Raw genomic sequence first — 13,414 nt, forward strand, 5'->3', positions numbered from 1 at the left:
TAAGGTTTAGAGAGCTAGTTTGGAAAATGTGAATCATGCATGATTGACTGGCTCTCTCTAACCATCGTTAACAATTGATGAAAGAGGGAAATATGACAATCTTAAAAGATGATCAAACCTATACCTTTAGTCAAATCTCTTCCTTGAGAATTGAAGCGAAAGATTTGGCTCATCAGTTGGGTTATGGGTTTCAGCGAGAATGGTTGAATTTACCCCAATATGAAGGTGCACTCGATCGCACAGAACAAACGCGATCGCGAATTGAAGAAGCTTTACCCTACGTCAGCTTATCCACGGAAACCGCACGGCGAGAGATTCTCATTGCTCCCATCCTCTTAGATGTAGTGCATTATACTAAATCTGAGTTAAAAATTGAATATGCCATTAAAGTGAGCGAGCAACTACAGGGATCTTTAGATTACTTACTTGAAGGGAAAGATCGCCTACTTATTGTCGAAGCGAAAAAAGAGGACTTAGATTACGGCTTTACCCAACTGGTGACTGAACTGATTGCCTTAGATCAATGGGAAAAAAGCACCGATCAAGACTGCTTTATAGGTGCTATAACGACAGGAAAAATATGGGAATTTGCTACCCTAGACAGAACGACTAAAACCATTCAGCAAGGATTAAATTCCTATCGAGTCCCTGAAGATCTCGAAACCCTATTGCGAATTTTAGTTTGCACTCTCATTTCCTAAATTACAACCTTCAAATCATGTCAACTTTAGAACCTAATCAATCTTACACTTTTAGTCAAATTTTTGGCTTGAGCATTGATCCCCAAGATTTAGCCGAAGAATTTGGTTATTCCTTAGAAAGATCCCGCCTAGATCTCCCCCAATACTCAGGAGAATTGGAGCTGCTCAAACAAACGCGATCGCGGATCGAGCGAGTTCTACCCCATGTCAGCTTAACCACCGAAACCTCCCGTCGGGAAGTCCTGATTTCCCATATAGTTTTAGACTTGGTTGAGTATACCCAAGCGTCGTTACGCATTGAATATCCCTTAAAAGTTGACCCACTGCAAGGGATTCTAGATTATTTGCTCAGAACCGAAAGTCAGTTATTAGTCATCGAAGCGAAAAAAGAAGATTTAACCTATGGTTTCACGCAACTGGTGGCAGAAATGATTGCGCTGGATCGCTGGGAAAAGACACCCAACCAGCCGATCTTGATTGGTGCGGTAACAACGGGCTTCATCTGGAAATTTGGGCGCTTAGATCGGGAACAAAAACACTTCCAGGAAGGGTTAGACAGTTATCGAGTTTTGGAAGATATAGAACCGCTCTTACGCATTCTTATTCGTACTCTTATCCCCTAATTTTACTATGTCTTACAGTAACTTCACTACCCTCGAAAGCGTGCAAACCCATCTCGATCTGCAACTGGAAGAAGATCGCAACCTGTTTACCGAAATTCCAGAAATTACGCCCTCTGACTATCTCCAGCAAACTCTAGATGAATACTTACCCTTAGCGACGGCGATAAACACCGAAAAAGCGCGATCGGAATTCTTAATTGCGCCCATTTTAGCCGAAGTTCGTCGCCAAATTCAGGCTCAAATTAGCCTATTTTCGGGAACGGAATTTGATGTTGATGGAGAACGGGAACTCCCTAGCTACTGCGACTACATCCTCAGTTGCTCCCCCGAACAATATTTTATCCGCACTCCCATTATTACCATTGTCGAAGCCAAAAACGAAAACATCAAAGGTGGACTCGGACAATGTATCGCTACTATGGTTGCTGCTCAACTGTTTAACCAACGGCAAAATCAAGCTTTACCCGCTATTTATGGTGCAGTTTCTACCGGAACCGTTTGGAAATTTATCATGCTCAAAAATAACCTTGCCTTCATCGATCGCCCAGAATACTACATCAACCAGATCGACAAAATCCTCGGCATCCTCCTCCATCCCATCCAAACCTACCTCAGCACCCAACATCCCTAATTTTGAATTGACATGCCCTACAGCCTCGTCCTCAACCTTGTTCCCCTCTCTCCCATTCCCCTCGGATACCTGAGCGGACGACATCTGCACGCTCTTTTCCTCAACCTGGTTAGCTCCGTCGATCGCACCCTTGGCGATCGCCTGCACGACTCCCAAGCAGACAAAGCCTTCACCCTCTCCCCCCTGCAAACTCGTCGCCACTTCAAAACCCTATCCTACGAATATCAGCAAGCTATCCCTGCTCAAACCGCCTGCTGGTGGCGGATCTCCCTGCTGGATGACGCGCTCTTCGGAGAACTCACTCAACTGTGGCTCCATCTCAACCCAAATAAACCTTGGCATTTAGGCCCTGCGGATCTGACAATTACCAGTATCCTCGCCTCTCCCCAGTCTACCCATCCCTGGGCAAACTCCTGTCCTTACGCCCAACTCTATGATGAAGCTTCAGAGAGCGACAATACCTTTCGCTTCTGTATTGCCACCCCCATGGCTTTCCGCCAAGGCAAATATGATACGGCGCTGCCCAGTGGCGATCGCCTCTTCGCCAGTCTGCGCCAACGGTGGAACAAATATAGCGGTATTGAGATGCCCGAACTGGTTCTAGATACCGTATTTCCTAGTTTTTTCCATATCGAAACGGCGATCGTTGCCGATAAACGCAGTAAATTTATCGGCTCTATCGGCGAAATTACCTTCCGACTTCTGGGCGATACCACCCCTACCACTCTCAAACACCTTAACGCTCTCGCGAACTATGCCCTTTACTGTGGAATTGGACGCAAAACTACCATGGGAATGGGCATGGCAAGACGGATCGCTAGGGTGGGGGGATAGGGGGATGGGGAGATGGGGCGATCTCCAATTAACAATTACCAATTACCAATTACCATGAACACTGAAATTCCCATATCTTCGCTCAATCAATATGCCTATTGTCCCCATCGCTGTTGGCGCATGTTTTGTACGGGAGAATTTGAAGACAATGCCTACACCATTGAAGGGACAACCATTCACGATCGCGTCCACACCCTCAGTCAAGAAATGCGCGATGAAACCTGGCAAGTTCGAGCCATTTGGCTCAAATCCGAACAGTATAACCTGATTGGCAAATCTGATTTAATTGAAGCCCAAAATGGCCAACTTTATCCCGTCGAGTATAAGCGAGGAAAAGTGGGAGACCATGAAAACGATGCCCTCCAAGTCTGCGCTCAAGCACTCTGTCTCGAAGAAATGACTGGCACTGCGGTTACCCAAGGCTTTGTCTATTATGCCCAATCTCACCAACGGCATCCTGTGAAGATTGATGATACTTTGCGGCAAGGGGAGATCGCCGCCATCCAAGCCATCCAAAACCTCTTTTCAGGAGACCACATACCCCAACCCAAATACAGCCCCAGATGCCGTGGATGTAGCCTGTATAGTGCCTGTTTGCCCCAAGCCACCAAAAAACTCAAAACCTATCAAGAAGCCAGGTAATAGCGCTTCGTGCTTTTTTCAAGGGAATAGGGAATAAGTAATAGGGAATAGGGAATAGGGAATAGGGAGTGGGAAAAGCATTTTTCTCCCTATCCCCCTATCCCCCCATCCCCCTATCTCATCTCATACCACAAACACTAACAAGGAGAAACCACCATGGGAACCCTTTATGTCACCCAAGAAAACGCCTTCATCGGGAAAGTAGATGAACGCATTCACGTCAAAGTTGAAAAACAAAAAATTGCCGACGTTCCTCTGATTAAAGTTGATGGAGTAGTGGCTTTTGGAGCCGTCAACTTTTCCCCTGCCCTAGCTGAAGAACTGCTCAACCGTCGCATTCCCTTTACCTTGCTCTCCTCCACTGGAAAATATCGCGGCTGTTTAGAACCAGAACTGAGAAAAAACATCTTTCTGCGCCAACATCAATGGGCGGCTGATGGCAACACTCCCCAAGCCATTCACTTGGTGCAAGCCTTTGTACGGGGGAAACTGAAAAACTACCGCACCACCTTACAGCGTAGAGGACGACGGGCGGACATTGATCTGAGCGAAGAGATTGAACAGTTGAAAGGTATTATAGGGGCGATTCCTTCGGAAAGCTTCGCTAACGCCACCACCGAGCAGATCAACTCCCTCCGAGGACTTGAAGGAGCCGGAAGTGCCGCCTACTTCCGGTGCTTCAAACAACTCATCCAAAACCCAGACTTCACCTTCACCACCCGCAACCGTCGCCCTCCCACCGATCCCGTCAACTCCCTACTCAGCCTCGGTTACGCCCTCCTGCGCCACGACATCCAAAGCGCCGTCAACATCGTCGGCTTCGATCCCTATCTCGGCTATCTCCATGTTAAACACTATGGTCGTCCTGCTCTAGCCCTAGACTTGATGGAAGAATTTCGCCCTTTAGTTGTCGATAGTATGGTTCTCGAAGCCATCAACCGTCAAGTTTTCAGCCCCAGCGACTTCACCCAACAACCGATCAGCAACGAAACCGCCCTCACCCGCGAAGCCCTGAAAACCTTCCTCAGCCTGTATAAAGACAAAAAACAATCCTCCTTCAAGCACCCTGTCATGAAAACCAAATGCACCTACCAAGAAGCCTTTGAAATTCAAGCCCGTCTCCTGGGCAAATACCTGATGGGCGAAACCGAACAATACCCTCCCCTAGTCCTGCAATAACCCCACCCATGTTCATCGTCATCAGCTACGATATCCCCGAAGACAAACGGCGCACCCGCATCCACAAAATCCTCAAATCCTACGGACAATGGATGCAATATTCGGTCTTCGAGTGTGAACTCAACCCAACTCAGTACGCCAAACTGCGCCAGCGACTGAGCAAAGTCATTAAACCTGACACCGATAGCATTCGGTTCTACTTCCTCTGCGGTTGTTGCCAAGGTAAAGTAGAACGCATCGGCGGTGAACAACCCCGCGACGACTCCATCTTTTTCGCCTAAAATCCGACGCTAGGGGGGTGTGGAAATCGCCCTTGAGTCCAAAAACGCTGTATCGCTCACCCAGTTCGCCTTACAGCGTTTTTGGGGTTTCAAGGTAGCGTCGGACTAGACAGGGTAAGGGTTTCAGCGCTTTCGACTTGCTTTTTACTCTCCAGTGAGCTACCATTGGACGTGTCTGTCGGAAATGTACCTTGAAAACCAAATATCATAAGGGTCTCAGGAGCCAGCAGTTGAAACCAACATAAATCCCTATGAGGGATTGAAACTCATATCGGGTCATCGTTGGATTCCAAATACGCGGGTTGAAACCAACATAAATCCCTATGAGGGATTGAAACAACAAAAAAGAAATATGTATTTCGCAAGAATACGGAAGTTGAAACCAACATAAATCCCTATGAGGGATTGAAACAACCCATAGCACAAAAGCCAGCCTCACCGCAGCGTTGAAACCAACATAAATCCCTATGAGGGATTGAAACTAAGGCAATTAGAATTATCCAGCTATTCAATCATGTTGAAACCAACATAAATCCCTATGAGGGATTGAAACTTGGCATAAGAGGCAATTACCCCCTTATTGGAAAGTTGAAACCAACATAAATCCCTATGAGGGATTGAAACATTGGCGGTAATGAAGGGCAGGAGGTAGGCTACAAGCCAATAGTTGAAACCAACATAAATCCCTATGAGGGATTGAAACTTTACAGAGGATAAGGGCTGGACGTACCAGGTGAGTTGAAACCAACATAAATCCCTATGAGGGATTGAAACTGGATATTTCAAGACATCCAGTAAGTGGGGACCCTTTGGGTTGAAACCAACATAAATCCCTATGAGGGATTGAAACGCTGATTACAAAGCTTTGATCAGCACACTGCCTTTAGTTGAAACCAACATAAATCCCTATGAGGGATTGAAACAGAGGCAAATCCTCACCCAAAACCCGATCCAAATAAAATTGTTGAAACCAACATAAATCCCTATGAGGGATTGAAACAAACTCGGGGCATTCCCAGATGGGGGCCCGATCGTTGAAACCAACATAAATCCCTATGAGGGATTGAAACGCCAATCAGCACCATCGAGATAAGCGGACGGAAATGTTATGTTGAAACCAACATAAATCCCTATGAGGGATTGAAACAGCAAAAAATTTATCGAAATGAATCGGCTGGCGTTTAAGGTTGAAACCAACATAAATCCCTATGAGGGATTGAAACAAGCATATCGTCAATAACTCGAATTATGGAGCTACAGTAAAGTTGAAACCAACATAAATCCCTATAAGGGAAAATTTTTCTAGCTCCGCTACACTTTTAATACACCTGCCATAAAAACCTTACTTTTTTTTTGCTATTTCACTACCTATGATATCTTCATTTTCTTTATGAAGCCCCGCTTCATAAAGAAATAGTATTAGAGTCTAAGGCTTCAAGCTGTATTCCATAGAAGAGAGAAGTGCTACAACCCACTCATGTACTGCGACAACAGCACAAATCGCCGTAAGTTGATGGTAACTGAAGATAAAACTCACTACCTTCATTTAAGGTGGAATGATAATTCAAAATACCTTGATGTTTATTGACCACAATTTGATAACTGGTTGCCAAGCCTAACCCTGTCCCTTTACCTACTACTTTAGTGGTAAAAAATGGGTCAAAAATTCGTTCTCTAATCTGATCCGGAATCCCCACTCCATTATCTTTGATTGTCACTTTAATTTCCCCGGAGTTGAGGACTTCAGTTCTAATCTCAATTTTCGGTTGTTCTAAATTTTGATCAGACCATTTCCCTTGTTGCACAGCTTCTTCAATAGCATCAATCGAATTGTTCAAAAGATTGAGGAAAACTTGATTGAGAAGCCCAGGATAACACTCAATCAAAGGCCACTCTCTATAGTCTCGAATTACCAAAATTTTTTCATCATTTACTTTTAGATTTAAACGGTTCACTAGAATACTCAATGTAAGATCTAAATGCTCATTCAGATTGACCAATTTACGACCTTCTTCATCTAAACTGGAAAAGGTGCGTAACCCTTTCACTAACTGTCGGACTCGCTCAGTACCTGATTTCATCGAATTCAACAACTTGTGCAAATCTGACTCTAAAAAATCCCAATCTATTTCCTCTAGTTTTTGAGTGATTTCTTCAGGGGGATCGGGCGTATAATCTTGATAAGTTTTAACCAGTTCTGTTAAATCATTAAAATATTGGTGGGCGTAAATTAAATTCCCATGGATGAAGTTCACAGGATTGTTGAATTCATGGGCAACTCCAGCGACCAACTGTCCCAAAGAAGACATTTTCTCCGTTTGAACTAATTGCGCTTGAGTCCATTGTAATTCAGCTAAAGTCACGCTTAATTCATGGGCATTTTTATCGGATTTTTCTTTGGCTTGACGCAGATAATTTTGTTCCCAGTTTTGCGCTCGCCAGACAACGAATAGCATCAACAAGACAACCGCAACGATCATGAATGCTAGAATATGTAAAGGTCGCAAATCTTGGTCAATATTTTGGCGGGGGATAACTAAAGCAATAGAAAAATTGGCTTCTTCTAGGGGCACATAGGCAAGATAGTATTTCCGATCCAACCAATTGACTAAATTAATTCCCTGATTCCCGTTAACCATTTGTTGTGCTAAGAGCCTTAATACTGGATCTTTATTTTTGAGTAATGAGGTGGGTTCATTGCTTTCAAATCCAAAGATTTCCAGATCGCGAGGAACAATGGGAACCCCCTGAGAATCGAGCATAAATGCATAACTGTTTGGGCCATAGGATAACTGCTCAATGACTTGTATTAAACGTTTTAGGGGAACTGGAGCAGCGATCGCCCCTTGTGACTGATAATCTAAAGGCGCATCTGGAGTGATCGGCGCAACAATCATAATCTGTAATAAGCCTGTGGAACGGGAAATCAGAGGATCGGAAACATTTACTTTCCCTTGCATGGCTCGCTGGAAATACAGGCGATCTTGAGCCTGATTCGTCTTCCCTTGACTGGTATGAAAACGTCCTGTTTTCTCAAAAAAGGCTCCAAGATTAAATGGCTCAATTCTTTCGGCTTCTTGGACTAAATAAGGCTTAATCTGATCCCAATCTAATGAGCGAGCCGTGGGACTATTGGCGATCGTTTCGACTTCTGTCTTGCGCTGACTAATCCATTGATCGACCTCTTGTACCCCATCTTTGACCTCTTTCAGGGCATGATTCTGAAGTTTCTTGAGCAGAGCCTGGTAAGCTCTCTGATAAGTGTAGTACCCAATAATCGTGGAACTGGCGATCGTCGCCATGACGATCGCTGAAATGAAAATACGATGCCTACTGATTGCCGATAATTTGATTGGAAAGCGGATCATAGTGAACATAGAGAGAATACTCCGCATCGCTGACGCGATCGCGAGCCATAAACGTTAATATACTTACCTTAGAGATTCATTTTAGACCTAAAATAGATCCACGTTGGGATTCTCCTGCGCCAACTGAGATTTCAACTGAGCCGCTTCACCACAACTTTTGGGAGTTGGAAACAACTTACCAGGATTCGCTAAACCTTGGGGATTAAACACACTTCTCACCCATTGCATCGTTTCCAAATCTACGGGTGTAAACATCTGTTCCATATAACAGAGTTTATCGGCCCCAATGCCATGTTCTCCCGAAATACTGCCCCCTACTTGCACACAGATTTTTAGAATTTCTCCTCCTAATTTCTCTACCGTTTCTAAAGCTCCAGGAATAGAATTATCGTAGAGCAAAAGGGGATGAAGATTTCCATCTCCGGCATGAAATACATTAGCCACCGGATAGCCATAGCTTTTACTCAGTTTCTCAATTTCTCCTAGAACATAGGGCAATTGAGTCCGGGGAATAACCCCATCCTGGACATAATAATCTGGTTTGATTTTACCCACCGCCGCAAACGCTGATTTACGACCTTTCCATAATTTTAGACGTTCCTCTGGATCGGTCGCTGTCTCGATCTGTCTGGCTCCATTTTGGCGGCAAATTTCGGCAATGCGTTTCGCATTTTCTGCCACTTCTACCTCTAACCCATCTACTTCAACTAAGAGAATAGCAACCGCATCTCTGGGATAACAATTGCTGGCCACCACATCTTCAACCGCATTAATGCTAAAGTTATCCATCATTTCCATACCAGCCGGAATAATACCGCTGCTGACAATATCAGAAACCGCAGCCCCTGCTGCTTCAATACTGGTAAAATCAGCGAGCAGGACTTGAATGGCTTCCGCTTGTTTAATAATCCGCAATCGAATTTCCGTGGCAATGCCTAGGGTTCCTTCTGAACCAACAAACAATCCTGTTAGGTCATATCCAGGCATTTCTGGTACTTCTCCACCCACATCAACGATAGAACCATCGGGAAGCACAAGTTTTAAGCCGAGAACGTGGTTGGTGGTGACTCCATACTTGAAACAATGGACTCCTCCTGAGTTTTCCGCTACATTACCGCCAATGGAGCAAATAATTTGACTGGAGGGATCGGGGGCATAATAGAACCCTGAACCACTGACTGCTTCGGTCACCCAGTTATTAATGACAGCCGGTTGCACTACCACTTGTTGATTTTCCAGGTCAATATCTAGGATATTACGCATAAATGCCGTAGAAATTAACACTCCATTTTCCACGGGTAGAGCGCCCCCAGAGAGTCCCGTGCCTGCGCCCCGTGCTACCCAGGGAAGTTGGTAGCGATCGCATAATTTGACGGTTTCTGCCACTTCTTCCGTATCGCGCGGCAGTAATACCAGTTTCGGCCGCACCCGATAACTGGTCAATCCATCACATTCATAGGTTAGAAGTTCTTCCTTGCGCTGGATGACGTTTCTACGGCCAAGGACTTGTTCAAAGTCGCGAATAATACGTTTCCAATCTGAGTTAGTGCGGGAGACTTGGGGGGGCGAACTGAGCATGGAGATCCAGAAAAAAAAGTCACTGTTTCTACTTTAACCAAGATCGAGGAGTTGTTGCTGCCTTAAAATAATTCTTTTGGTCTCTCTAGAGACTGTTGTCATCCGTGAAGCGATCGCCCTTTTGTCACGGTTTGAGATGCTGACGTTTCCGCGATTACCGACAGGGAACGGGGAAGAGGGAACAAAGTTAAGTCCTTTATTGATGCACCAGACACTGCCACTATACTCTATATAGCCTCTATTCCATCGAGGGATACCCCTCACCCCATAACTAAAATCACTAAATTAATAATGAATCATTTTCATAGAGTATGCCAGCAGAGCTATCCGTATTTAGCAAAAAGTGTACTCTCATTAACGTTATTAGGCAGTTTAAGTAATTGCACTATGGGCGAGACGATTACATCTGATGCCTATGACTCCCAATCTCAGATCGAAGATAGGGGTGACATTATTATGAGTTATGAGGAAACCGACGACGAAGTATGGGCAAATATCCGCACCGCATTGATTGAGACTGAGTTTTATGATGATCTGGCAAGTGATTTAAACGAAATGCTTGTATTTCCAACGGATATCACTGTTGTTTTCACCACTTGTGATGAAGCTAATGCTTATTACGATCCAAATGCAGTGACCATTACGATGTGTTATGAGTTGATCGATGAATTTCTCTCAATTTTTACAGAAAATAGTGAAACTGAAGAAGATTTTGCATATGCAGTTATTGATGCGAGTTTATTTACCTTTTTTCACGAACTCGGTCATGCTTTAGTCGATCTGTACGAACTCCCAATTATAGGAAAAGAAGAAGATGCTGTTGATACGTTTGCCACGATTATTCTCCTTGATGTTTATGAAGATGATGCGGGAGCATTGAGTGGGATGTTTCAGTTTGAAGCAGAAGCAGCAGAGGAAGCAGAAAATCTCGAAAGTCTTCCTTTTTGGGGCGAACATGCGTTAAGTTCACAACGTTTTTATGATACGGCATGTTTAATCTATGGTAGCGATCGCCAGGAATTTGCATTCTTGCCCGAAGAGGGATATTTACCAGAAGAACGGGCGGAAATATGCGAGGAAGAATACGAGCAAAAATCAGAGGCATGGGGCACTTTACTAGAACCTTTTTGGAAATGATATAACGCTAGGCAATAGGCAATTACAAGACTATCCTATTCCCTACATTCTTCACCCTGTGCATCACATTGGCAAATAGCCCTTAATCGAGTATACTGCCAAAAGCCAGCCAAATTATGCATATTCCATGGGTGAACCCTTAATTGAACTGCGCGGTATTTGCCAAACCTTTGGTCAAAGCAGGATTTTAGATAACCTTGACCTGACGATCTACAAAGGAGAAGCATTAGGGATTATCGGGCCCTCCGGGACAGGGAAGTCCACAATCCTAAGAATTATTGCTGGTTTACATCAACCGGATGCTGGCGAAATTTATGTCTCTGGACAAAAGCGTGAAGGGTTAGTGGGAGATATCCAAGACCCAATTACGATTGGTATGGTCTTTCAACAGGCTGCCTTATTTGACTCGTTAACTGTGGCGGAAAATGTCGGATTTCGACTCTATCAAGAAGGCAAAATTCCTCAGAAACACATCCGGGAAATGGTAGAAACAAAACTGGAATTAGTGGGATTATCGGGAATTAGCGATCGCTTCCCGGCTCAACTATCTGGAGGAATGCGCAAACGAGTCAGCTTTGCCCGAGCCATTATGGAAAATCCCCAAGATCCCCAAGACCATCCCGAAGTCCTGCTCTACGATGAACCCACTGCTGGACTCGATCCCATTGCCTCTACCGTAGTTGAAGACTTGATTCGCTCCCTCAAAGAGAAACAAGGAGGCTGTAGTACCTATGTAATGGTCACCCACCAAGAAAGTACCATTCGCCGCACCACAGATCGGATCGTCTTCATGCACCAGGGTAAAGTCCAATGGGATGGCAAAATTGAAGAAATTGATGACACAGATAATCCCTATATTCGTCAATTTGCCGCCGGGAGCTTAGAGGGCCCGATTCCCGTCATCAGTTAAGATAAAGCGGGTACGATCTTGTAGGGAAGCGAAAACCATCATGCGTCAACGGACAATTCGAGAAGGTTCAGTTGGGTTACTTATTTTAGTTGGGATGGGACTTTTTGGCGGTCTTATCCTTTGGTTACGCGGAGCAACTTTTGGTAGACAAATTTACTCCGTAATTGTCGAATTTGACAATACTGAAGGAATGCAAATTGGGGCAGAAGTTCGATATCGTGGGGTCGAAGTGGGTTCCGTGGCTGCCATTAATCCGGGATCAAATGGGGTTGATGTCACCCTTAATATTCATCAAGCAGATTTGGTGATGCCAAAAAATGCGCTCATTGAAGCCAATCAATCCGGTTTAGTTGGCTCCACGACAATTGATATTATTCCCTTATCTTCTGTGCCAGCAAATATGACTTCGGCTCAGAGTCAGGACTGCGATCGGACCGTGGTTATTTGCGAAGGAAGCCGACTTTCTGGCCAAATTGGAGTCAGCTATGTTGAACTCCTACGCAGGGGTCTAGATATGGCAGAACTCTTTAGTTCGGAAGAATTTTATGCTCGTCTGATGTCTACCCTGGACGGAGCAACATCTGCGACTGAAAATTTTACAGTTCTGAGCGCTGAACTAGCAGAACTAACGACCCTGGCTAAGGGAGAAATCAGTACGATCTCTAATGCAACTGAATCCGTAGGTGCGGCAGCGGATCAAATTCGTCAATCCACCCTGCAAGCAACCACCCAATTTACTGAAAGTAGTGCCCAACTGACTAGACAAGTGGAAAGCACCAGTGCCGAACTAAGAACCGCACTACAAAATATGAATGGTTTGATTGCCCAAAATCGCACCAATCTTACTAGCACCTTAGCGAATTTAGAGCGCACATCCGAGGAGATGAAAACTGCGGTATCTACGTTGACCCCAATTCTCACTCAAGTGCAACAAGGAGAGTTGATTAATAACCTAGAAACGCTTTCAGCCAATGCTGCCCAAGCTTCTACCAACTTAAAAGATTTATCTGATGGCATTAACAATCCTACGACTTTGTTGATGCTCCAACAAACCTTAGATTCAGCTCGCTCAACATTTCAAAATGCCCAAAAAATAACCTCAGATATGGATGATTTGCTCGGCGATCCCCAATTTCGCCAGAATATTCGTAATTTGGTTAATGGTTTGGGTCAATTGGTTTCTTCTACAGAACGTTTAGAAGAACAAGCGGAAATTGCCCAGGTTTTAGAGCCGATTAAAACCCAAATGCAATCTCCCAAGTTTCAGCAACAGTTGCCACAAGTTGAGGCATTCAATGCTCCAGAGTTAACGGACTGGAACATAGCCCAGGATATGGATTCTAATATCAAAGTGGATTTTAAGATTGAACCGAAAACCCTCTTTGAACTGAATCCAGAGTTTCCCTCTGCGGATTTTTCCCCTTCCACACCCTCGCTTGATTTTAATCCATAGGGAGATGGGGAGATGGACGACACAGAGACACGGAGATACAGAGATTCCCTATTCCCTAGCGCACAGCGCACAGCCCT

The 13,414-nt window shown here is 44.7% G+C and carries 12 protein-coding genes and 1 CRISPR repeat array; of the genes, 10 read left to right on the forward strand and 2 right to left on the reverse strand.

Features of this window, described 5'->3' with window-relative positions; all coding sequences use genetic code 11:
• The first annotated feature begins 92 nt into the window (after positions 1 to 92).
• From PN466_RS19810 to cas2, 7 genes are all read left to right on the forward strand, one after another.
• Positions 93 to 701, forward strand: a complete 609-nt coding sequence (locus PN466_RS19810; RefSeq protein WP_271942863.1) for a hypothetical protein — start codon at positions 93 to 95, stop codon at positions 699 to 701.
• A 17-nt stretch (positions 702 to 718) separates the two neighbouring features.
• The gene (locus tag PN466_RS19815) at positions 719 to 1,324 is read left to right on the forward strand and encodes a hypothetical protein (protein WP_271942866.1); all 606 of its coding nucleotides are present in this window, start codon (positions 719 to 721) and stop codon (positions 1,322 to 1,324) included.
• 7 nt (positions 1,325 to 1,331) lie between these two features.
• Positions 1,332 to 1,955 carry a hypothetical protein gene (locus tag PN466_RS19820; RefSeq protein ID WP_271942869.1) on the forward strand — a complete coding sequence of 208 codons (624 nt, stop codon included), beginning with the start codon at positions 1,332 to 1,334 and terminating at the stop codon, positions 1,953 to 1,955.
• Positions 1,956 to 1,967: 12 nt separating this feature from the next.
• Complete coding sequence (gene cas6 / locus PN466_RS19825; protein WP_271942871.1) at positions 1,968 to 2,789, forward strand: CRISPR-associated endoribonuclease Cas6; 822 nt, start codon at positions 1,968 to 1,970, stop codon at positions 2,787 to 2,789.
• A 54-nt stretch (positions 2,790 to 2,843) separates the two neighbouring features.
• The gene (gene cas4 / locus PN466_RS19830) at positions 2,844 to 3,431 is read left to right on the forward strand and encodes a CRISPR-associated protein Cas4 (RefSeq protein WP_271942873.1); all 588 of its coding nucleotides are present in this window, start codon (positions 2,844 to 2,846) and stop codon (positions 3,429 to 3,431) included.
• A gap of 156 nt (positions 3,432 to 3,587) precedes the next feature.
• Positions 3,588 to 4,610, forward strand: a complete 1,023-nt coding sequence (cas1d, locus tag PN466_RS19835) for a type I-D CRISPR-associated endonuclease Cas1d (protein ID WP_271942875.1) — start codon at positions 3,588 to 3,590, stop codon at positions 4,608 to 4,610.
• A gap of 8 nt (positions 4,611 to 4,618) precedes the next feature.
• Complete coding sequence (gene cas2 / locus PN466_RS19840) at positions 4,619 to 4,891, forward strand: CRISPR-associated endonuclease Cas2 (protein ID WP_271942877.1); 273 nt, start codon at positions 4,619 to 4,621, stop codon at positions 4,889 to 4,891.
• 229 nt (positions 4,892 to 5,120) lie between these two features.
• A CRISPR array of direct repeats spans positions 5,121 to 6,114; the repeat unit is 37 nt; unit sequence GTTGAAACCAACATAAATCCCTATGAGGGATTGAAAC.
• A 252-nt stretch (positions 6,115 to 6,366) separates the two neighbouring features.
• Here the strand turns inward: cas2 and PN466_RS19845 are convergent.
• Complete coding sequence (locus tag PN466_RS19845) at positions 6,367 to 8,268, reverse strand: sensor histidine kinase (protein WP_271942879.1); 1,902 nt, start codon at positions 8,266 to 8,268, stop codon at positions 6,367 to 6,369.
• 78 nt (positions 8,269 to 8,346) lie between these two features.
• The gene (locus tag PN466_RS19850; RefSeq protein ID WP_271942881.1) at positions 8,347 to 9,837 is read right to left on the reverse strand and encodes an FAD-linked oxidase C-terminal domain-containing protein; all 1,491 of its coding nucleotides are present in this window, start codon (positions 9,835 to 9,837) and stop codon (positions 8,347 to 8,349) included.
• Positions 9,838 to 10,224: 387 nt separating this feature from the next.
• Between PN466_RS19850 and PN466_RS19855 the strand changes: the two genes are divergently transcribed.
• The 3 genes from PN466_RS19855 (at position 10,225) to PN466_RS19865 (ending at position 13,337) form a co-directional block, all read left to right on the forward strand.
• Positions 10,225 to 10,974 (forward strand): DUF4344 domain-containing metallopeptidase, encoded by a 750-nt coding sequence (locus PN466_RS19855; protein ID WP_271942883.1) that lies wholly within the window; start codon positions 10,225 to 10,227, stop codon positions 10,972 to 10,974.
• A 127-nt stretch (positions 10,975 to 11,101) separates the two neighbouring features.
• Positions 11,102 to 11,884 (forward strand): ABC transporter ATP-binding protein, encoded by a 783-nt coding sequence (locus PN466_RS19860; RefSeq protein ID WP_271942885.1) that lies wholly within the window; start codon positions 11,102 to 11,104, stop codon positions 11,882 to 11,884.
• Between the two features lie 40 nt (positions 11,885 to 11,924).
• Positions 11,925 to 13,337, forward strand: a complete 1,413-nt coding sequence (locus PN466_RS19865) for an MlaD family protein (protein ID WP_271942887.1) — start codon at positions 11,925 to 11,927, stop codon at positions 13,335 to 13,337.
• Positions 13,338 to 13,414 lie beyond the last annotated feature (77 nt).

This window comes from Roseofilum reptotaenium CS-1145 (assembly GCF_028330985.1).
Taxonomy (GTDB): Bacteria; Cyanobacteriota; Cyanobacteriia; order Cyanobacteriales; family Desertifilaceae; genus Roseofilum; species Roseofilum reptotaenium.

What these genes read in the sequence shown, in the direction of transcription:
- PN466_RS19820 (WP_271942869.1), top strand. Translation starts at nt 1,332, where the DNA reads ATGTCTTACAGTAACTTCACTACCCTCGAAAGCGTGCAAACCCATCTC.
- PN466_RS19810 (WP_271942863.1), top strand. Translation starts at nt 93, where the DNA reads ATGACAATCTTAAAAGATGATCAAACCTATACCTTTAGTCAAATCTCT.
- PN466_RS19845 (WP_271942879.1), bottom strand. Translation starts at nt 8,268, where the DNA reads ATGTTCACTATGATCCGCTTTCCAATCAAATTATCGGCAATCAGTAGG.
- PN466_RS19860 (WP_271942885.1), top strand. Translation starts at nt 11,102, where the DNA reads ATGGGTGAACCCTTAATTGAACTGCGCGGTATTTGCCAAACCTTTGGT.
- PN466_RS19865 (WP_271942887.1), top strand. Translation starts at nt 11,925, where the DNA reads ATGCGTCAACGGACAATTCGAGAAGGTTCAGTTGGGTTACTTATTTTA.
- cas1d (WP_271942875.1), top strand. Translation starts at nt 3,588, where the DNA reads ATGGGAACCCTTTATGTCACCCAAGAAAACGCCTTCATCGGGAAAGTA.
- PN466_RS19850 (WP_271942881.1), bottom strand. Translation starts at nt 9,837, where the DNA reads ATGCTCAGTTCGCCCCCCCAAGTCTCCCGCACTAACTCAGATTGGAAA.
- PN466_RS19855 (WP_271942883.1), top strand. Translation starts at nt 10,225, where the DNA reads ATGGGCGAGACGATTACATCTGATGCCTATGACTCCCAATCTCAGATC.
- cas4 (WP_271942873.1), top strand. Translation starts at nt 2,844, where the DNA reads ATGAACACTGAAATTCCCATATCTTCGCTCAATCAATATGCCTATTGT.
- cas6 (WP_271942871.1), top strand. Translation starts at nt 1,968, where the DNA reads ATGCCCTACAGCCTCGTCCTCAACCTTGTTCCCCTCTCTCCCATTCCC.
- cas2 (WP_271942877.1), top strand. Translation starts at nt 4,619, where the DNA reads ATGTTCATCGTCATCAGCTACGATATCCCCGAAGACAAACGGCGCACC.
- PN466_RS19815 (WP_271942866.1), top strand. Translation starts at nt 719, where the DNA reads ATGTCAACTTTAGAACCTAATCAATCTTACACTTTTAGTCAAATTTTT.